Below are 18,772 nucleotides of genomic sequence, written 5' to 3' on the forward strand. Positions count from 1 at the left end.
CAGAATAATGTGGTCGAGTTTCCACTTCTTCGCAAGGCTTACATTGACGTAAACGTAAAATAATAAGCTGTCGAGTCTTCCTGAAAAACTTTAGCAAACACTGTATAATGGCCTGATCTCGGTGTCAGGGGATGCGGGCGGTGCTGGCGGAAATGCAAATTTTGAGAACCGGAGCGTAGCTTTACCGCGTCTGACCGATCTCAGTCGTTCCGGCGAAGCGACTGGATATGTGTCCTCACAGCCCTGCTGCCGCCCGCCACCAGATCGAAATTCTTTTCGCTGCGCAGCCATTCGTTCAGCAGTCCGCTGACAATGGCGAGCAGGATCGGAGCCGCGGTGCTGGCGGTCCATTCCGGCGAAAGCTCGCCGCGCCGTTCCGCAACGTCCAGAAGTCCGGTGAAAAGCGACAGCACGTTGTCGCGGGCTTCCTTGATGCGCTCTACCACCGGGGCCATTTCGCCCACATATTCGCAGCGCTGGTTGATGATGGTGAAAATGACCTGCTGGCGCTCATTCGTCACGAACAGTTCCAGCGCCGAAACAATGGATTGTTCGAGCACATTGAGCGGGTTCGGATGATTGACGCTCGCCGCCTGCAGCATGATCTCTTCTTGTGGAAAGCGCGCCTGTCCGATGATGGCCTGAAATATGTCCAGCTTGTCGTGAAAGTGGAAATAGATCGCGCCACGGGTCACGCCTGCATGGGACGCGATTTCCATCAGCGATGACTGATTAACTCCGCGTTCCAGAAACATCTGCTCGGCAGCGATCAGTATGGCTTCCCGCGTTTCGGCGGCTTCGGCTTTGGTTCGGCGCATATTTGTCTCAATCTGCCGGAAAAGACTGGATTTCCTTGCTTTTTCGGCTGTACCGTGGATAAATCATTCGTGATCTACCTTTGAGCTTATTGACTATAGCATCGCAAATCGTGTTTACAAACAGATATGTATGTTTAATTGGCCGCACCTCATGGGCACCACCGGGGCGACAACAAGGGCAACACCCATCATGACCATCCATCGTTCTATCCGGCTTTTTGCGGCGGGAGCCGCTTTTCTTGTTTTTGCAGGGCAGCCTGTTTTTGCACAGGCACCCGCAGGCGCACCGCCTGCGCAGGTTTCTGTCGTGACGATCAGACCGCACGACGTGCCCGTTACCTATGAATATGCAGCGCGCATCAGCGCCTATCGTAACGTGCAGGTTCGCGCCCGCGTCGGCGGCATTCTCCTGCACCGCAACTTCGTCGAAGGCACCGAGGTGAAGGCCGGCGAAGTGCTGTTCGAAATCGATCCGGCGCCCTATCAGGCCGAGCTTGAAAAAGCACAGGCTCAGGTTGCGCAGGCGCAGGCGCAGTACCAGCAGTCCATCCGCGATGCCGAGCGCGCCGAACAGCTGGTCCAGCAGAAGGTACAGAGCACGGCAGTCCGCGATACGGCCTTCGCGACCCGCGATCTGAACAAGGCCGCTGTCGCCGCCGCGCAGGCGCAGTTGCGCACCGCCGAACTCAATCTGAGCTATACCAAGGTGACCGCGCCGATCAGCGGGATCACCAGCCAGGAACAGGTGTCCGAGGGCAGCCTTATCGGCACCGACGCGACATCGAGCCTTTTGACCTCGATCACGCAGCTTGATCCGGTCTATGTGAACTTCTCGTTCACCGACACGGAAGCCGCTGAAATCCAGCGGCTGCGCGCCGAACGCGGCGCGACGGGCGAGGATGCCGACCGTCTCAAGATCAAGATCCTGTTCGGTGACGGACAGGCTTATGACCACGAAGGCACGATCGACTTCACCTCGTCGTCGCTCGATACGGAAACCGGAACACTCGGTGCACGCGCCGTTGTCCAGAACCCGGATCGCCGCCTGATCCCCGGTCAGTTCGTGCGCGCCGTCATTCTCGGCATTCAGGTGAAAAACGCCGTGACGATCCCGAAGGCTGCCCTGATGCAGGGTCCGCAGCTGCAATTCGTCTATGTCGTGAACAAGGACGATGTCGTGGAAGTGCGCCCGGTCACGGTCGCGCGTGAACTCGCCGACGAATGGCTGATTTCCGATGGCCTCAAGGAAGGCGACCGCATTGTGACCGAAGGCGTCATTAAAGCTCGTCCGGGTGGCAAGGTGCAGCCTGTCGAGGCGGCGGCTGCCGGCAACAAGGAAGCATCGTCGGCTGAAGCTGGCAAGGAACAGGCGGCAGGCAACAAATGAATAAGTTTTTCGTAGACCGCCCCGTTTTCGCGGCGGTCATATCCATTGTGCTTGTGCTTGCGGGGCTTATCTGCATCCGCATCCTGCCGATCGCCCAATATCCGGAGCTGACGCCGCCGCAGGTGGTGGTCACCGCGACCTATCCGGGTGCAAGCGCGGAAACGGTGACGCAAACCGTCGCCGCGCCGCTTGAGCAGCAGATCAACGGCGTCGAGAACATGCTTTACATGCAGTCCTCGAGCCTTGGCAGCGGCACCATGCAGCTGACTGTGACCTTTGCGCTGGGCACCGACCCGGATCAGGCCACAATCAACGTCAACAACCGCGTTCAGCGCGCGACGTCTTCGCTTCCGCAGGAAGTGCAGCGTCTCGGCGTGACCGTGGACAAGCGTTCCACCACCATTCTGGGCATGGTCGCCATGTTCGCGGAAGAGGGACGCTATGACCGTACCTATGTCGGTAACTATGCGCTTTTGAACGTCATCGACGATCTCAAGCGTCTGTCGGGCGTGGGCGATGTGCAGCTGCTCGGCAATATCGATTATTCGATGCGTATCTGGCTGCGCCCGGACAAGCTCGCGCAGTATAATCTGACACCATCCGACGTTCAGACCGCCATTCAGGAACAGAACGCGCAGTTTGCTGCGGGTCGCTTCGGCGATCAGCCTGATCCGCAGGCCGGTCCGTTCACCTATACGGCGACGACGCAGGGCCGTCTGCCGGATACAAAGGCCTTCGAAAACATCATTCTGCGGTCCAGTCCCAATGCGGCGACGCTGCGTCTGAAAGACGTGGCGCGCGTGGAACTTGGCACCGAAAGCTATCTCGTCGATAGTAATCTCAATGGAACGCCCGCCGTTCCGATTGCGATCTATCTGCAGCCGGGCGCCAACGCGCTCAACACGATGGAACTCATCCAGAACCGTATGGAGGAGCTGAAGGCCAGCTTCCCGGCGGGCATCAATTATTCCATCCCGTTCGACACGACCAAGTTCATCAAGGTTTCGGTCGAGGAAGTCATCCACACCTTCATCGAGGCTATCATCCTCGTTGTCCTCGTGGTGTTCATCTTCCTGCAAAACTGGCGCGCAACGCTTATTCCCGTTATCGCGGTGCCGATCTCGATCATCGGTACATTTGCGGGCATGTATGTGCTGGGCTTCTCGATCAACCTTCTGACCCTGTTCGGTCTGGTTCTTGCCATCGGTATCGTTGTGGACGACGCCATCGTGGTGCTTGAAAACGTCGAACGTATCATGACAACCGAGAAGCTCTCGCCGCGCAAGGCCGCCATCAAGGCCATGGGCGAAGTGACGGGGCCGGTTATCGCGATTGTTCTCGTGCTTTGCGCGGTGTTCATTCCGGTTGCCTTCATGGGCGGTCTCGTCGGTGAAATGTACAAGCAGTTCGCCGTCACCATCGCGATCTCGGTGGTGCTGTCCGGTACTGTGGCGCTGACCCTGACACCGGCGCTCTGCGCGCTGATCCTGAAGCCGGGACATCATGAGCCGATCCTGCCGTTCCGCATCTTCAACCGATTCTTCGACCGGGTTACGGAAGGTTATACGGCGGGCGTTCGCTTCTTCCTCAAGCGCGTTGCCATCGGCCTTTTGATCTTTGCAGGTCTTCTGGGCAGCACATATTTCCTGTTCCAGAAGGTCCCAAGTTCGCTTCTGCCGGATGAAGATCAGGGCTTCCTGTTCAGTGTCGCCATCCTGCCTCCGGCCGCCTCGCTGGAACGCACGACGGCGGTTCTCAATCAGGCGAGCGAAAACATCCGCAAGCATCCAGCCGTGGAAAACGTGTTTGCCGTTTCGGGTTTCGACCTCTTGTCGGGCGGTCTGAAGACCAGTGCGGGCACCATGTTCATCATGCTTAAGGACTGGAAGGAACGCACGACGCCGGATCTCGATGCGCGCAACCTGCCGGGCGCCATCATGGGCATGAATGCGGGGATCAAGGACGGCCTTGTGCTGGCCTTCAACCCGCCGCCGATCCTCGGCCTCAGCACGACCGGCGGTTTCGAACTTTATGTTCAGGACCGTACCGGCGGTGGTGTGGAATCGCTGACCAATGCCACGAAGCTGCTCACTGATGCAGCCGCCAAGCGGCCCGAGCTTGCAGGTGTACGCACGACATTCGATCCGAATGTTCCGCAATACGACATCCAGCTTGACCGCGAAAAGGCCAAGGCGATGGGCGTGCCGATCAACTCGGTGTTCACCGCCATGCAGGCGACCTTCGGCAGTGTCTATGTCAACGACTTCACGCTGTTTGGTCGTAACTATCAGGTCAACCTGCAATCCGAGGCGGAGTTCCGCCGCGATCCGAGCGATCTGAAACACGTGTTCGTGCGCGCCGACTCCGGCAGCATGATTCCGCTGAGCGCCCTTGTGACCGTCAAGCGCATCGTCGGTCCCGACCAGCTCGAACGTTTCAACGCGTTCAACGCTGCAAAGGTCACCGGCAATCCGGCGCCGGGCTACACCTCGGGCGACGCCATCAAGGCGATGCAGGAAGTGGCGGCGGAAGTGTTGCCGCAGGGCTTCCAGATCGCGTGGACGGGTTCCGCCTATCAGGAAGTCACGACCAGCGGCACCGGCACGCAGGCCATGATTTTCGGTCTGTTGATGGTGTTCCTCATCCTGGCTGCCCAGTATGAGCGCTGGAGCCTGCCGCTTGCCGTTATCACGGCGGTGCCTTTCGCGATCTTCGGCGCGCTTCTGGCCACCCATCTGCGCGGACTGACCAATGACGTCTATTTCCAGATCGGTCTGGTGACACTCATCGGTCTTGCGGCAAAGAATGCGATCCTGATCGTGGAATTTGCCGTGCTGGAACGCGAGACGGGTAAATCCGCCTTCGATGCGGCATTGTCTGCGGCACGCCTGCGTTTCCGCCCGATCGTGATGACCTCGCTGGCCTTCATTCTCGGGGTGGTGCCGCTGGCAATCAGCTCGGGCGCAGGCTCGGCCAGCCGTCACTCCATCGGTACGGGCGTTATCGGCGGTATGCTGGTTGCAACCTTCGTTGCGACGCTCTTCATCCCGATGTTCTACAGCATCATCGCGCGCAAGCCGCCGAAGAAGCCTGAGGACGAGGATGATGCAATCGAGCAGACGCCATCCCATGATGCGCCGAATGGCTCGGCCGGCGGTCTCTGACCGTCAGCCCTGAAACCAAAAAAGCAAAAGCCCCGCTATCCGGCGGGGCTTTTCATTTGCTCAAAATCTTGTTTCACGAACATCCTCACCGGGATGTCCCCAATGGTTTACAGATCACGCCACAGCAGTCCCAGTCTCCTCAAACCGGGTGAATTGCGTTTTGACCCGAAAACCGCTCAGTGCAGCAGCGAGCCGATGCTCTGGAACAGTGCCCAGCCGAGAAATGCCGCCGGTACGGTCAATGCTGCCAGCATGATCCCCAGAAAGACATATGCCGCTTCATTCGGCGAGCGTTTGGTTTGTTCCGGAGTTTTGTGCCATTGTGCAGGAACGCCATCAAACATCGTATAAATCCTCCTTCTCCCCTCGACAGATTAGGGATCAGGCGGTTGTTTCTTCAAGTCAAAATAAATCGATGTATTTAAACTTATTTTTGTGGTAAAAGCGGCGCGTAACTGCTTGATATGGGTCGCTTTATCGACCTTTTAGCGGCTGAAATTTCCCAAAAGTGCTTGATAGTAAACATTTTTACTTTATTACTGTAAATATTGTTTTGTCGGAAGTTTCAAAAATTTGTGAAATCCGAAATCGTTGAGTCTTTACTCTGCGTCAAAATGGCACGCATGTTTGGCCCCCTGTGGGGCGCGTGTGCAGCAAATGCCGTCATTTGAAATGCGCATTTGGGCGTGGGCGGGCCGAAAAGTGTCATTCGGCTGATTCCACCCGGGCTCAGTAAAAGCTTGTCGGGAAATAGCGCAGGTAAAGCTCGGTCAGGACGCCCTTTTGCTGCAAGGCTTGCAGCGCATTGTTGATGGCGCTGGCGATGGCGGCGTTCTCGCCAGTCACGGCGATGCTGAGGCCGGTTCCCAGATATTGCGGCGCGAGATAGGGGCCATCGGTCAGGGCGCAGCAATTGCCGCTTTCGGCATCATTGAGCCAGAAGGACAGCGCCATGCCGTCGTCGAACACGCTATCGAGCTTGCCACCTTTCAGGTCGGCCAGCATGGCTGCGCGATCCGGATAGGGTTTTGCCAGCGCCTGTGGGAAATAGCTCTTGAGCAATTGCTCATGCGCGGTGCCCGCAACAACGCCAACCGATTTGCCGCGGGTTGCCAGCGAGGCGGGCTGGTTAAAGCTCTTGCTTTTTTGCGTCGCGAAGCGGGCGGGCAGGCGCATATAGCTGCGCGAAAACACGAAATCCTTACGACGCGCTTCGGTGGGTTGCCAGCCGCCGATAATCGCCTCCGCATCACCTTTCAGGACACGGTCTTCCAGCTCGTTCCAGGGTACTGCTTCGATCTGGCAGATATCCTCGATGCCGAGCTGGCGGCAAAGCGCTTTGGCCAGATCGACATTATAGCCGGAGAGTTGCCCCTGATTGTTGAGCGTGTTGAACGGCGGAAAATCCACTGTGGTAATGAAACGCAGCCGCGTGAGCCTTTGCAACGAAGGCAGCGGCAGGCGTTCCCTCTGGTTGAGGAAATCCGGAGCAGCCGGTGCCGTCTGCGCAAACGCGGTTGGGCTCGCCGCCAGCGCGCCAGCTAAAATCATCAAGCTTGAAAGACACCGTTTCATGGGCAGGCTTCCTATCAGCTTCGGCATAATTTCGCGTTAACGCGCACCTTGCAAGAGTTGCATAGTGAATGGCGCTTAAAATAATGGTTGCATTTTTATAATATTTTTTTACTTTAAAATTTCAATAAAAGGCGAAGAGAAAGGTAGTAGTGCATAATTATATTCTACTATTATAAATCAATAAAATAAATATATCTGATTTATATTTGTCGAACGTCGGGGGGCGTTATGAATAACGGATCGATTGGCTTCGATCTGGAGATATGCGGCGCCATATCTGCCAGATTGCAGCGGCGCGGAGTTGCACGATGTTCGCTTATCGGGGCTTATAGCGAAGCCGTGCGCAACGGGACCACATTCTGCGCCGAACTTGTTCAGCAGCCCGGCATGACGGAAATTGCGGTTTTCGAAGCGATTGCAGACCTGTTGGGGCTGGAGTTCACGCAGGCAATATTGCCGTCTCGCGTGTTCATGTCGGATGAAGAGGGCTTGCTGCGGCTCACCGATGTCGCGCAGGTCACGACCATCGGGCCGGATGGCACGACATATCTCTATATTGCGCCGGCGGAGCATCGGATCAGGAGCCTGCTTGAGCATGTGCGTGCAAATCCGTCGCTGCGCAGGCGTATCCGCATCTGCACGCCTACACTTCTCAGGCAGATCTTGCGACGGCGATACCGCGCGCGGCTGATTGAACGGGCGCGGCAGATGACGCCGCAAACCCTTTCGGCAGCCCGCGTCTTGCATAGTTGGCAAGCCTTCGTCATTGCGATGGCGCTTTATCTGCTGATCGCCGCCCTCATCAACTGGCCGCTCCAGACTTTTCTTGCCATCCATGTCCTGATGACGCTGTTCTTCTTCGGCTGCGTGCTGATCCGGCTGTTCGCGGTGACGAGCGGCGGGCGTCTGTGCTTTGTGGAACTCTTCCCGCTGAAGAAAAGTGAGTTGCCGGTCTATTCCGTGCTCGTGCCGCTTTATCGGGAAAAAGAGGTAATCGGCCAGCTGATTGCCGCGCTCAACGGGATCCACTGGCCACGCAGCAAGCTGGAAATCAAGCTCGTCTGCGAAGAAGACGATGTCGAAACCCGCGCCGCGATAGAGCGCCACACTCTGCCTGCGAATTTCGAGGTCATTACCGTGCCGCCGGGTGGGCCGCGCACCAAGCCGAATGCACTGAACTATGCATTGCAATTTGTGCGCGGCGAGATTGTTGCGGTGTTCGACGCCGAGGACCGCCCGCATCCCGACCAGTTACGCGAGGCATGGCAGGCTTTCCGGCGCGACGGCGGGCAGCTTGCCTGCGTGCAGGCGCCGCTGATCATCGGCAATTTCCGGCATAATCTTTTGACGCGCATGTTCGCCTTTGAATATGCGGCACTGTTTCGCGGGCTTCTGCCATGGCTGGCCAGCCGGGGGTTGGTCATTCCGCTTGGCGGCACGTCCAATCATTTCCGCCGGTCGTGTCTCGAAGAGGTCGGCGGCTGGGATGCTTTCAACGTAACCGAAGATGCCGATCTGGGCATTCGTCTGGCGCGCTATGGCTACAGTATCGGCATAATCAGTCGAGGCACCATCGAGGATGCGCCTGAGGATTACGCTGTCTGGCGCAAGCAGCGCACGCGCTGGATCAAGGGCTGGATACAGACATGGCTGGTGCATGCCCGCGACCCTTACACGGCCTTGCACCAGCTTGGCGGCTGGCGCTTTGCGATCAACCAGATTTATACGCTTGGCATTATTGCTTCGGCGCTGCTGCATCCGTTCATGCTGGTGACGCTGATCGTCCTGGTCGTAAAGCTGCTCGCGCAGCCGCTGACGCCCGCCAGTCTCTGGCTGCTGGTACTGGATGTGGTGAATATTCTGCTGGCCTATCTCAGCTTCTATCTGCTCGGCGCAAAAACCATGGAGCCGACAGAACGCGGCGGTTATGCCTATCTGCCGGGAATACCGATTTATTGGGTGCTGATTTCGCTCTCGGCCTGGCGGGCGCTGTGGCAGCTGGTGCGCAAACCACATCTTTGGGAGAAAACGCCGCACAGGCCGAGTATTTTTTACTTGGATGCCGTCGACTGCGTGATGAATGCCGAACCGCGCCCGATAATGGACTGATCTTCCGGGCCGATGGCGTCGAGGTCTCGTCCGTCATAGGGGAGGGTCAAAAGGATACGCCGGATGGCGGCCAGTCGTGCGCGCCGCTTGTCGTTGGAGCGCACGATGGTCCATGGCGCATAGCCGCTGTCGGTGCGTTCCAGCATGGTGTGGAGTGCTGCGGAATAATCATCCCAGCGCGAAATACCGGCCACATCCATCGGCGAGAATTTCCAGCTCTTGAGCGGGCTGTGGCGGCGCTCGTGAAAGCGTTTCAGCTGCATTTCCTGCCCGATATCGAGCCAGAATTTGAACAGGTGAATGCCGTCCGTCACGATCATCCGTTCGAAATCGGGCGTTTCGGTGAGGAAGATTTCAAGCTGCGCAGGAGTGCAGAAGCCCATCACCGCTTCCACGCCAGCCCGGTTATACCAGGAGCGGTCGAAGGTGACGAATTCGCCCGCCGTGGGGAAATGCGCCACATAGCGCTGGAAATACCACTGCCCGCTTTCGGTGGGGGTGGGTTTTGGCAGGGCGACGTTGCGCGCGGTACGCGGGTTCATGAATTCGCGGATGGTGAAGATGGTGCCGCCCTTGCCAGCCGCATCGCGCCCTTCAAAGACGCTGATGACGCGTCCGCCGGTCGATTGCAGCCAGTATTGCAGTTTGACCAGCTCGATCTGCAGGCGTTCGAGCGTCGCCTCATATTCATCGCTCTTCATGCGGGATGAATAGGGATAGCCACCGGACTGCAGCGCCTGATCGTCAATCCAGTTGGGAAGCTTGGGATCGTTGATATCGAACTTGCGGGTTTCGCCGCCGATTTTCAGCTTCAGCGGCTTATCAATAGCTGGGATATCGCTTTTCTTGTCGTTCTTTTTGTTAGCTGTCTTCGAACTGTCACCCACGGCAATTCCCTTTCGTTTATATCAATCCATGATATGGGCAGATAAGAAGTTGCGTAAAGACGTCGCTGTGGATTTTGGGGCAGATCTTCGGCACGCCTGAGGGACAAGAATGAGTGAAAACAACCGCCATACCGAGGATGCCAAGACCGCCCAGACGGCGCAGGTTCAGGAATCGTCGATTTTTGCGCCGCTAGGCAGGGTAAAAGGCGTTCTCATCGTCAGCATGGTTCTGGCGGTCTGCGTCATGGCTCTGGAACTGCCATTCTGGTTCCGGGCTGCGCTTCTGGCTCTGGTGGTGCTGGGGGCGGTGTGGGTCGCGAATGAAGTCGGTAGTGGTGAACCCGAAGCGGCTCCGGTCAAGGACGAAGACCACAGCGAAATGGCCGGTGTTTCCGGCGAGCGGCTGGCCGATCTGCTTACTGATCCGATGATCGTTTTCGACCATGGCGGCACGGTGCTGTTCGCCAACGCGGCGGCGCTTGAAGCCTTTCAATCGCTGGAAAGCGGAACGGCGCTCTATCTGCGCTTCCGCGCCCCGGAAATGCATGCGCTCATTCAGGGCGTTATTGCCGATGGCGAGCCCCGCAGCATCGAATATTTCGAGCGTGTGCCAATCGACCGCTGGTACAAGGCCATGGTCAAGGCGCTGCCGGATATGGACGGGCGGCCCGAACTCTTCGTGCTCATCTTCCGCGATCAGAGCGAGACGCGCCGCATCGACCGCATGCGGTCCGACTTTATCGCCAATGCCAGCCATGAATTGCGCACGCCGCTCGCCTCCTTGCGCGGTTTCATCGAAACCTTGCAGGGTCCGGCGCGCAATGACGTTGCCGCCCGCGACCGCTTTCTCGATATCATGCAGAAGCAGGCCGAGCGCATGTCGCGTCTGATTGACGATCTCCTGTCTCTGTCCCGGCTGGAAATGCGGGCGCATCTGGCGGTCAATGAAAGCGTCGACCTGACGGCTGTTATCAACCATGTCACCGACACGCTGACCCCGCTTGCCGCCAATCTGGGCGTGGCCATCGAACGCAATCTGCCGGATCGTCCGGTGCTGGTCACGGGTGCCCGCGACGAGTTGATACAGGTGTTCCAGAACCTTGTCGAAAATGCCTGCAAATATGGGCAGGGCGGCAAGAAAGTCATCGTCAAGCTGGAGACGGATGAAACCGGGAGCGCGCCGGAAGTCGTGGCTTCGGTGCAGGATTTTGGGCCGGGCATCTCTGCCGAACATCTGCCGCGTCTGACCGAGCGGTTCTACCGCATCGATGTGGAAACCAGCCGGGCGCAGAAGGGCACCGGGTTGGGGCTTGCCATCGTCAAGCATATTCTGGCCCGCCATCGCGGACGCCTCGTCGTCCGCTCGCAGCTTGGCGAAGGCTCCACCTTCATGGTGCGCCTGCCGAAGCGCGAGGGCTGAGCGTTCAGCGCGAGAACCGGCGCAGCAATTCCCATTTGAGCGGGCGAAGCCGCTGATAAAGTCGGGTGGAGCGCAGCGATCGTAACAGTTGCTGGCTTGCCAGAGACAGTTTCCCGCGCGCTGTCCGGGCGGCAACATAATCGCGCAAGGGGATCGTGCGATCTGCGAAATCCTGCTTCCACGGCTCATTGCCGAAGCCGAGATCGAAACAGGCGTAATTGTCGGTTTTCAGCGCTTCGATCAGGCGCAGGATCAGCACCTTGCCAGGCGAATATTTGTTCCAGACACCATCTTCGAAAGTGGTGATCATTGCACAATAATGCCCGTTGCGCGTGACGCTCCACATGGTGGCGACCACCTCGTCGTCCATGGTCAGGGCGGAGAAATGCAGGGCGTTGCGGGCGGCGAGCGGTTCCGTCACCAGCTCGAAGAACTGGCGCTTTTCGGGATGAGCGTCGAAGCCCGGCACGCGGGTTTCCACGAAGCGCCGCTGCTTCTGCCGCAACATGGCGTCGAGAATGGTGGCGCGTTCTTCCGGCGTGCGCGTGACGAGAAAGCGATAGCGGCCTGCCTGACGCAGCGCCTTGGCGCGCTTTTTCAAGGTGCGCAGGCCGCGGATCGATGCTTCGATATCGGGCTGTGCCCGGTCGAGCGTGATCCATTGCGTTGCCTCATCGCAATCGCGGTTGGAAATATACCAGAACGGATTGGGGCGGCCCTCGATGCTTTCCGGCATCTTGTCGAAAGCCGCTATGTCGAAGGGCGGCAGAGCGGCGATAATGGATTGCAGCAGCGCCTCCGCACTTGCGGCATCCCATGTCTGCCCATGGTCGAAAAGGATCGGCGCATTGTAATCGGCCACACCGTCATCGGTGAAGGCGAGGACGCGCGCGCCATGTTGCTGCTGGATGTAAAGGGGGACAAAAAGGACCGGGCGCCGGTCCTGGTCGCGCACCTCGACCAGACAAAGCTGGGCCTTGCGGGCTTGGCCATAACTCGCTTCCCAGGCGCGCAAAAACGTTTTCGACTGAAAGACGAACAATGCGCTGCCGCTGCTGTCATTTGCATCGGGCCAGTCTTCGGATATATCATCAACGCGACTGTGTACTTCTATTTGAAAATTGGCATTCGACATCAGTAGCCTTGAAATATCTGTTTGCTTTGCCGGTTGATAAGCTTATCCGCCAATATGCACTGACGATTCGATATTGGCATAGCGGTGTTTAGTTTATTTGAAACTAAACGGAACTATGAAACTTTGGAAAACATCCAAGAAGTGTATGTGCTTCAAGCGATGACTGTCGATAACCAACCGGTAGCGGGCAAGGCGGGGTAATGTCAGTTTCGATCATCATCAAGACTTTGAATGAAGAACAGCGCATCGCCGCCGCGATTGAAAGCGCGCTTGCAGCCTTGCCGGACGAACAGGTCGAAGTCATCGTCTCCGATAGCGGTTCGACAGATCGCACGGTGGAGATTGCCAGCGCCTATCCGGTGCGGGTGGTGCAGATCGAAGCGCCTGCGCGGGCGAGCTGCGGTCTGGGGCCGCAACTGGGCTTTCAATATTCCACGCAACCTTTCGTCGGCCTGATTGACGGGGACATGATCATCGAACCGGATTTTTTTCCGGCAGCCCTGCAATATATGGCCGACCACCCCGAAGCCGGTGGCGTCACCGGCCATGTGGTGGACCAGATTCTGGAAAGCCTTGAATTTCAGCGGCGAGCCCGCAGGCATACGCCCGAAAAGCAGGCTGGTAACATCGACCGGATGAATGGCGGCGGGCTCTACCGTCGTGCCGCAATCGAACAGGCAGGCTATTTCTCCGACCGCAACCTGCATGGCCATGAGGAGTTTGACGCGGGCGTGCGGCTGCGTACCCATGGCTGGAAATTGCACCGTCTCGACCGGCCATTCGTGCAGCATTTCGGCTATTCGATGAATGCCTACAAGCTTCTGACACGCCGCTGGAAAAGCAAATATCTGCGCGGCACGGGCGAGGTGCTGCGCGCGGCAGTCGGGCAGCCGCACTGGAAGAACGTTATAAAAGAACTGCCGGAATTGCGGCTCTGGGGCGCGGTCTATGTCTGGTGGCTGTTGGTGTTCGCCGCGCTATTGCTGGGTTTCGTCACGCCTTGGGGGCCTGTCGCAGCCCTCGTTTTCGCGCTGTTGCCTTTCGTGCTGATGTCGATCCGCGAGCGCAGCGTTTCGCTTGGCGTCTACGCGGTTGTTGCGTGGATTTTCCACGCAGCCGCCATGCCGCTCGGCTTCTTCCAGTCGCGCCGAAAGCCGCAGGACTGGATCGAAAGCCGAGTTGTGAAAGAAATATCGAAAGAGCCTCTCAAAGAGACGACATGAGAAAGCCGCGCGCCGCTTTCCTAACCTGCCTTGCCGGTCTCGGCGCTTTGGCGTGCTGGCCGGTAACGGCTGGCGCGGAAGAGTGGATGCCGGTCACCGAAACCCGGCTGGAAATGGCACCGGGCAGCCCGCTGGACTTCTCGTCCTTTCTGCCCAACCCTGCGATCGATGAGCAAGGTCGCATCGTCGCCAATGCCGCCGGGCGTCTGGTCCGGGCTGCAAAGCCGGATGAGCCTCAGCGCCTGTTTTGCGCGTCGCTCTCCTGGCGATTGCCGTCAGCCGGGAAAATTGACCACGCCTTCATCGACCGTTATGTGCGGCAGCTGCGTCTCCATGGCTACAATATTGCGCGGCTGCATTTCCTCGACACCGACCTGATGCTGGGTCGGGATGGTGACTTCAACTTCGACCCACAGGCGCTGGACCGCATTCGCTATCTGATGGCGGCGTTGAAACGCGAAGGCATCTACTTGACCATCGACGGGCTGACGGCGGAAAGCGGCGCGCTCGGCGGCAAGGATATCAACCGCTGGGGGCCGGAAGGCAATCTGAAACGCCGCATCTATGTGGACGACACCGCGTTCGACCACTGGTTGCGGTTTCAAAAGGAAGTCTATGCGACGGTCAATCCCTATACGGGGCTGGCCCCGCTGCACGACCCGGCGCTGGCGCTGATTGTTCCCTTCAATGAGAATGGCATTGAATTCACGAGTTTCCTGCATGGCAGGCCAGCGAGCGGGCCGTTCTGGCCGGGATTTGCCCCGGCTTTCAATGCGTTTTTGAAAAAACGTTATACCGGCACGGCTGCATTGTCGCGCGCCTGGGGCGGTCTTGCCGCTGGCGAAAGCCTTGAAGCGGGAACGGTGCAACTGCCACAAAGCCGCTCCGGCGGCGGTCGGCGGCTGCATGATTTTCAGGCTTTCGCCGTCGAGCGGGAACAGGCGCTGGCCGCGCGCTTTGAGGCTGCCTATCGGAAGCTGGGTTATAAGGGGCTGATCGCACCCTATAATAACTGGTTCACGGTCCAGACCGCGCTGTCGCGCATGCCGCAACAAGCGGTCAGCGCCAACAGCTATCACGACTGGACCGGCTCAATGGAACAGGGAACGACGATGAAGCAGAACAGCTCCATCGGTGAGGCCGCTTTCTATGTAAGCGAGCTTGCGGCGGGGCGCTGGATCGGGCGTCCGTTCTTCGTTACCGAATATGAACATCTGTTCTGGAACCGCTATCGCTACGAAGCCGGGCTGGTCTTTCCGGCCTATGCCGCCTTGCAGGGCTGGGACGGCATTTGCCGCCACGGGCAGGGGCCGGTCACGCTTGGTTTCGACGAGGCGGAGCCGCTTCGCCAGCGCATCGTGCCCTATACATTTGCGGTCGATCCGGTGGCGCGGGCGGGCGAAACGCTGGCCTCGCTGTTGTTCCGGCGTGGCGATGTCAAAACGGCGCCTTTTACCGTTCCCTTCATGATACAGGGCGAAACCAGCTTGGGAGATTCGCTTGAGGCGCGTGAGCCGGAAAGGCTGAAACCGCTGGCGCTGGTCGGCGGTATCGGACTTTTCGCCTCCGGTCTGCAATGGCCGGAAACCGTAACGCGGGGCATCGAGATCAATTATCGCAATGTCGCGCTGGATAATGTTCTGGGGCGTTTGAAACAGGCAGGCTTGCTTTCGCAGGACAATCCGACCGATCCCTATCGTGGCATCTTCGCCAGCGCGACCGGGGAACTCCTTCTGGAACGTGACCGCAGCCGCATGCGGGTGGTGACACCCCGCACCGAAGCTCTGGCCTTTGCCGATCTGAAGGACAGTCTGACGCTCGGGGTTGTGACACTTGGCAATGCCGAAGAGCGCGGCCTCGTTTCCGTGTCGGCGCTCGATGAACAACCCCTCGCGACCAGCGAAAAGATGCTGGTGATTTTTGCCACCGATGCGCGCAACACGGATATGCGTTTTCGCGACAGCGCGCAAAAGGTGATCGAGGATTGGGGGCGTCTGCCCGTTACACTGCTGCGCAACCGCGTCGATATCCGGCTTGCAGGCGCCGCATCGGTCTGGAAACTGTCCGCCATCGGCCTTGACGGCAAGCTTCATGCGCCCGTTGCGACCGGCGAGGGCGCAGTGGAGTTTCGTCTCGATAACGGCGCCAGCGCCAATGGGCCGACGACATTCTTCCTGCTCGAACGCCGGTTCAGCCGCTAGAGCATTTCCGGTTAAAATGGAATCGTGGAGCCGATCTATCTATTTGTTTTTACGCATTATCCTGCGCAAAACCGCTTCGCACTTTTGCTGGAACTGCTCTAGCTAGAACCTCACTGGAAATCGGTTACAAGCCTGCTCCAGCTTTCTCCCGCGAGTCCGCCGACAAAGATATCGTTGTGGTCGAGGGCGTTCAGCACATCTGGATTGGCGGTCACCACACAGACATTGGCTTTCAGGCGGAAGAACATCACCGATTGCTGCGACAGCGCGCCGAGAAAGTGCGGGTCTGCACGGCCTTGCGCCGCGATATGCCCGGCCTCCTGCAAGTGGGACAGCATGACTTCGACCACGGCTTGCTCGCGGTTTTTCGGCGCCAGAATGCTGAGCACTTCGGCAATCCCGTTTGGCCGGGCATAATAGCAGAAGAAACCCACCGGCTCGCCGCTCGTGCCGGAAACCGAGCAGGAACGGAGCGCACCGGCGGCGCGGTTGTCGCGGGCAAGGTTCAAGACCCAGTGCAGGTCCTGTTCCGTCCATGCCGGATAGGCGTCATAGGTCGGCAGGAAGTGACGGATCAGGCCGATGGCGTCGCTTTGCTCAATGTCCTGCACCGCCAGCTTGCCATTGGTGGAATTGCGCAATTTGGGCAGTGGAACGAGAGGGTCCAGAAGCTGGCCGACCTTTGCCGCAGGCCAGCCGCGCAAGGCGGCGCGGCGTTCGGCGACGAACTGGGCCACATAACTGGCAGCGCGGAAAATCCGGGTCCAGGCAAGGCCATGGGTATCGAGCGTGATGCCACCGACCGCGCTGAAATGGCGGGTGCTGACGGGTGCTGCACTGTCGCTGAAGGAGAAATCATTGGGCCGGGAGCGCAAGGTCAGCGTCAGTTCCGCTGCGCCGCGTGGTGAGCTGCCGGGGCGCATCATATAGGCGCAGAGCAGCCTTCCCATGACGATCTTGCCGTCGACATGATAGGGGATGGGCAACACGCAAAGCGTACTGTCGATCTCGCCCTTACTGTCCTCATGCACGATGCTGCACAGATCGGCATCGTAATAGGGGTTTTCGAAGAAAACTTGCTGGAAATAGCGGTCGAAACTCTCGTCGTTCGAGGTGGCTTCGGGTCGGAAGACCTGTCTGAACAGGTCGCGCACCGCTGGTATGTCGTCGACACGCATGGACCGGACCCGATGTGTCCTTGTATCCGCGACAGATGTGAACCCCACTATACCCTGCCCCTCTGCCCGGGCGGACCGGGCTTAAACTTGAACCTCTTTCCTTGCAGCAGCCTCGCGGCTTCTTTTGACGAGATAGAAGACGCAGCACCACGAAGCCAACACGATACATATTTCAATAAAGTAAATGGCGGTGAACGTGCCGGTGATCGGGGCGTACCAGGTGGCTGCCGCCAGAAGCGGCGCACCCAGAATATTACTGACATTCAGCACCGCCGTGCGATAGGCGTGCTGGCTGGCAGCACCGAGCAAATCCACTGCAATCGACCACAGAGCGACGAAGATCGTGATCCAGCACAGTGTGCGGCAGAAGGCGATCAGCGTCGTATATTCCTGGCCGAACAGAAGAGGGAGATAGGGCGCGGCGATGAAGATGACCAGCGAGGTCAGCGTTCCGATCAGAAGCGAAGCACCGAGCAGACGCAGCGTGATCGGCAATGCGTGGTGAATGCCGTTGGCGCTGGCTTGCGACAGGCGCGGATAGACGAGACGGTTCATAGCCTCGATGGTCAGCATGCTGCTGTCCACGATACGGCGGGTTACGCCATAGCTGCCGACGATGCTGGGTGCGACAAGCGCGCCGAGGATGAGAAGGTCGGCATTTTGGCGAATAGCGCGAAAAATGAACTGCGAGGCGAACATGATGCCGAGCCGGATTTCCTCGCGCACGATTCGATATTGCGGCGCGCCGAGCCGGCGCAAAAACCACACATAGATCGCCAGCACCAGCACATGGCAGCCGAACTGCCAGTAGGCCCACTGCACCACGGTTGAAATATCGAAGACGAGGCAGGCAATGACTGCGGCCAGCGTGCGCGCCACCGCAAAACCGACCACCGACAGGTTGGCCGATACGAAGTCGGTATGGGCGATATAGATCTGTTCGACGAGAAGAATGGCGCGGACAAGCACGATATTCGTGACGAGCAGGAAAAACATGCCGAGATAATTGCTGGCGAATTCCGGGACGGATTCAAGCCAGAACGGCAGCAGGATCATGCCGATCACCACCAGCACGACGCCGCTTGTGACGATCAGGATGATATTGTGCCCGAGCATGGCGGGATAGATGGCCCGGTTTTGGGCCACGCGCCGCACGAGACATTCGGCTCCGCCAAGTCCGCAAATGTAATTCGCTATGGCCGTGATCGCCATGACGGTCACGAAAAGCCCGAACTCGTGTGATCCGAGATACCGTGCCAGAATGGCAAAAGTCAGCAGCTGCGCCACATTGGCTGCAAACAGACTGCCACTCGATGCGGCATAGGACAACAAGGTGGGCCAGTAGCGTTTCAACATTTCTTACTGCGGATTTAGGGGGTAATCTGTGTCGGGCATTGTCTGCCGATGTCGGCTTTGCGCCTCGGTCCAGCCCGGCATGGCTTTTGCGGAAAGGTTGTTTCCCTCTCCCGACTTACTCAATATTGTCTTGATCTGCGGTTATTGTGCTTATTGCACATGTAGCGTTGAAATATGAACCCTAACTGAACAGGTCATGTATTTTCCAGTTTTATCGCGTATTGCTGCCCGATAGTTGTGATTAACCAATTTTTTTAATCTTCTCATATAAACAAGGCAAAGGCGCTTTTTGCGCGACGGGGCAACACGAGGGCGATCA

The 18,772-nt window shown here is 58.3% G+C and carries 13 protein-coding genes; 6 read left to right on the forward strand and 7 right to left on the reverse strand.

Annotation, left to right across the window (positions count from 1 at the left end; genetic code table 11):
* Positions 1-200 precede the first annotated feature (200 nt).
* Entirely contained in the window at positions 201-818 is a 618-nt protein-coding gene (locus HWD97_RS11540) for a TetR family transcriptional regulator (RefSeq protein ID WP_109368329.1), read from the reverse strand.
* Positions 819-1,008: 190 nt separating this feature from the next.
* Between HWD97_RS11540 and HWD97_RS11545 the strand changes: the two genes are divergently transcribed.
* Together HWD97_RS11545 and HWD97_RS11550 are read left to right on the forward strand one after the other, a co-directional pair.
* Positions 1,009-2,205 carry an efflux RND transporter periplasmic adaptor subunit gene (locus HWD97_RS11545; protein WP_371835029.1) on the forward strand — a complete coding sequence of 399 codons (1,197 nt, stop codon included), beginning with the start codon at positions 1,009-1,011 and terminating at the stop codon, positions 2,203-2,205.
* Positions 2,202-5,369: an efflux RND transporter permease subunit gene (locus HWD97_RS11550; RefSeq protein WP_371835030.1), complete on the forward strand. Its 3,168-nt coding sequence runs from the start codon at positions 2,202-2,204 to the stop codon at positions 5,367-5,369. The genes HWD97_RS11545 and HWD97_RS11550 overlap by 4 nt, the downstream gene beginning before the upstream one ends.
* Positions 5,370-5,545: 176 nt before the next feature.
* Here HWD97_RS11550 and HWD97_RS11555 read toward each other — a convergent pair whose 3' ends face one another.
* On the reverse strand, positions 5,546-5,713 hold the full coding sequence (locus tag HWD97_RS11555) for a hypothetical protein (protein WP_167836049.1): 168 nt from the start codon (positions 5,711-5,713) through the stop codon (positions 5,546-5,548).
* Between the two features lie 385 nt (positions 5,714-6,098).
* Positions 6,099-6,944, reverse strand: coding sequence for a transporter substrate-binding domain-containing protein (locus HWD97_RS11560; protein WP_371835031.1), 846 nt, complete (start codon positions 6,942-6,944; stop codon positions 6,099-6,101).
* 228 nt (positions 6,945-7,172) lie between these two features.
* Here HWD97_RS11560 and HWD97_RS11565 point away from each other — a divergent pair, with 228 nt between their 5' ends.
* Positions 7,173-9,053: a glycosyltransferase gene (locus HWD97_RS11565; RefSeq protein ID WP_109368333.1), complete on the forward strand. Its 1,881-nt coding sequence runs from the start codon at positions 7,173-7,175 to the stop codon at positions 9,051-9,053.
* Here the strand turns inward: HWD97_RS11565 and ppk2 are convergent.
* Positions 8,996-9,940, reverse strand: a complete 945-nt coding sequence (gene ppk2 / locus HWD97_RS11570; protein WP_109368334.1) for a polyphosphate kinase 2 — start codon at positions 9,938-9,940, stop codon at positions 8,996-8,998. The two genes, HWD97_RS11565 and ppk2, sit on opposite strands and share 58 nt — an antisense overlap.
* Positions 9,941-10,049: 109 nt before the next feature.
* Here ppk2 and HWD97_RS11575 point away from each other — a divergent pair, with 109 nt between their 5' ends.
* On the forward strand, positions 10,050-11,360 hold the full coding sequence (locus HWD97_RS11575; protein WP_109368335.1) for an ATP-binding protein: 1,311 nt from the start codon (positions 10,050-10,052) through the stop codon (positions 11,358-11,360).
* A 4-nt stretch (positions 11,361-11,364) separates the two neighbouring features.
* On the opposite strand, the gene HWD97_RS11580 is transcribed toward HWD97_RS11575, so the two are convergent.
* On the reverse strand, positions 11,365-12,495 hold the full coding sequence (locus HWD97_RS11580) for a GNAT family N-acetyltransferase (RefSeq protein WP_109368336.1): 1,131 nt from the start codon (positions 12,493-12,495) through the stop codon (positions 11,365-11,367).
* Positions 12,496-12,695: 200 nt separating this feature from the next.
* Between HWD97_RS11580 and HWD97_RS11585 the strand changes: the two genes are divergently transcribed.
* Positions 12,696-13,718 carry a glycosyltransferase family 2 protein gene (locus tag HWD97_RS11585; RefSeq protein WP_109368337.1) on the forward strand — a complete coding sequence of 341 codons (1,023 nt, stop codon included), beginning with the start codon at positions 12,696-12,698 and terminating at the stop codon, positions 13,716-13,718.
* Positions 13,715-15,919 (forward strand): glycoside hydrolase, encoded by a 2,205-nt coding sequence (locus tag HWD97_RS11590; RefSeq protein WP_235858903.1) that lies wholly within the window; start codon positions 13,715-13,717, stop codon positions 15,917-15,919. Before HWD97_RS11585 ends, HWD97_RS11590 begins: the two co-directional genes overlap by 4 nt.
* 110 nt (positions 15,920-16,029) lie before the next feature.
* Here HWD97_RS11590 and HWD97_RS11595 read toward each other — a convergent pair whose 3' ends face one another.
* Both HWD97_RS11595 and HWD97_RS11600 read right to left on the reverse strand, forming a co-directional pair.
* Entirely contained in the window at positions 16,030-17,097 is a 1,068-nt protein-coding gene (locus tag HWD97_RS11595; protein ID WP_109368338.1) for a hypothetical protein, read from the reverse strand.
* Positions 17,098-17,178: 81 nt separating this feature from the next.
* Positions 17,179-18,453, reverse strand: coding sequence for a lipopolysaccharide biosynthesis protein (locus HWD97_RS11600; RefSeq protein ID WP_371835032.1), 1,275 nt, complete (start codon positions 18,451-18,453; stop codon positions 17,179-17,181).
* Between the last annotated feature and the right edge of the window lie 319 nt (positions 18,454-18,772).

This window comes from Ochrobactrum sp. C6C9 (genome assembly GCF_022627935.1).
GTDB lineage: Bacteria > Pseudomonadota > Alphaproteobacteria > Rhizobiales > Rhizobiaceae > Brucella > Brucella teleogrylli.

What these genes read in the sequence shown, in the direction of transcription:
- HWD97_RS11585 (WP_109368337.1), top strand. Translation starts at nt 12,696, where the DNA reads ATGTCAGTTTCGATCATCATCAAGACTTTGAATGAAGAACAGCGCATC.
- HWD97_RS11575 (WP_109368335.1), top strand. Translation starts at nt 10,050, where the DNA reads ATGAGTGAAAACAACCGCCATACCGAGGATGCCAAGACCGCCCAGACG.
- HWD97_RS11595 (WP_109368338.1), bottom strand. Translation starts at nt 17,097, where the DNA reads ATGCGTGTCGACGACATACCAGCGGTGCGCGACCTGTTCAGACAGGTC.
- HWD97_RS11600 (WP_371835032.1), bottom strand. Translation starts at nt 18,453, where the DNA reads ATGTTGAAACGCTACTGGCCCACCTTGTTGTCCTATGCCGCATCGAGT.
- HWD97_RS11545 (WP_371835029.1), top strand. Translation starts at nt 1,009, where the DNA reads ATGACCATCCATCGTTCTATCCGGCTTTTTGCGGCGGGAGCCGCTTTT.
- HWD97_RS11590 (WP_235858903.1), top strand. Translation starts at nt 13,715, where the DNA reads ATGAGAAAGCCGCGCGCCGCTTTCCTAACCTGCCTTGCCGGTCTCGGC.
- HWD97_RS11560 (WP_371835031.1), bottom strand. Translation starts at nt 6,944, where the DNA reads ATGAAACGGTGTCTTTCAAGCTTGATGATTTTAGCTGGCGCGCTGGCG.
- HWD97_RS11550 (WP_371835030.1), top strand. Translation starts at nt 2,202, where the DNA reads ATGAATAAGTTTTTCGTAGACCGCCCCGTTTTCGCGGCGGTCATATCC.
- HWD97_RS11555 (WP_167836049.1), bottom strand. Translation starts at nt 5,713, where the DNA reads ATGTTTGATGGCGTTCCTGCACAATGGCACAAAACTCCGGAACAAACC.
- HWD97_RS11580 (WP_109368336.1), bottom strand. Translation starts at nt 12,495, where the DNA reads ATGTCGAATGCCAATTTTCAAATAGAAGTACACAGTCGCGTTGATGAT.
- HWD97_RS11565 (WP_109368333.1), top strand. Translation starts at nt 7,173, where the DNA reads ATGAATAACGGATCGATTGGCTTCGATCTGGAGATATGCGGCGCCATA.
- HWD97_RS11540 (WP_109368329.1), bottom strand. Translation starts at nt 818, where the DNA reads ATGCGCCGAACCAAAGCCGAAGCCGCCGAAACGCGGGAAGCCATACTG.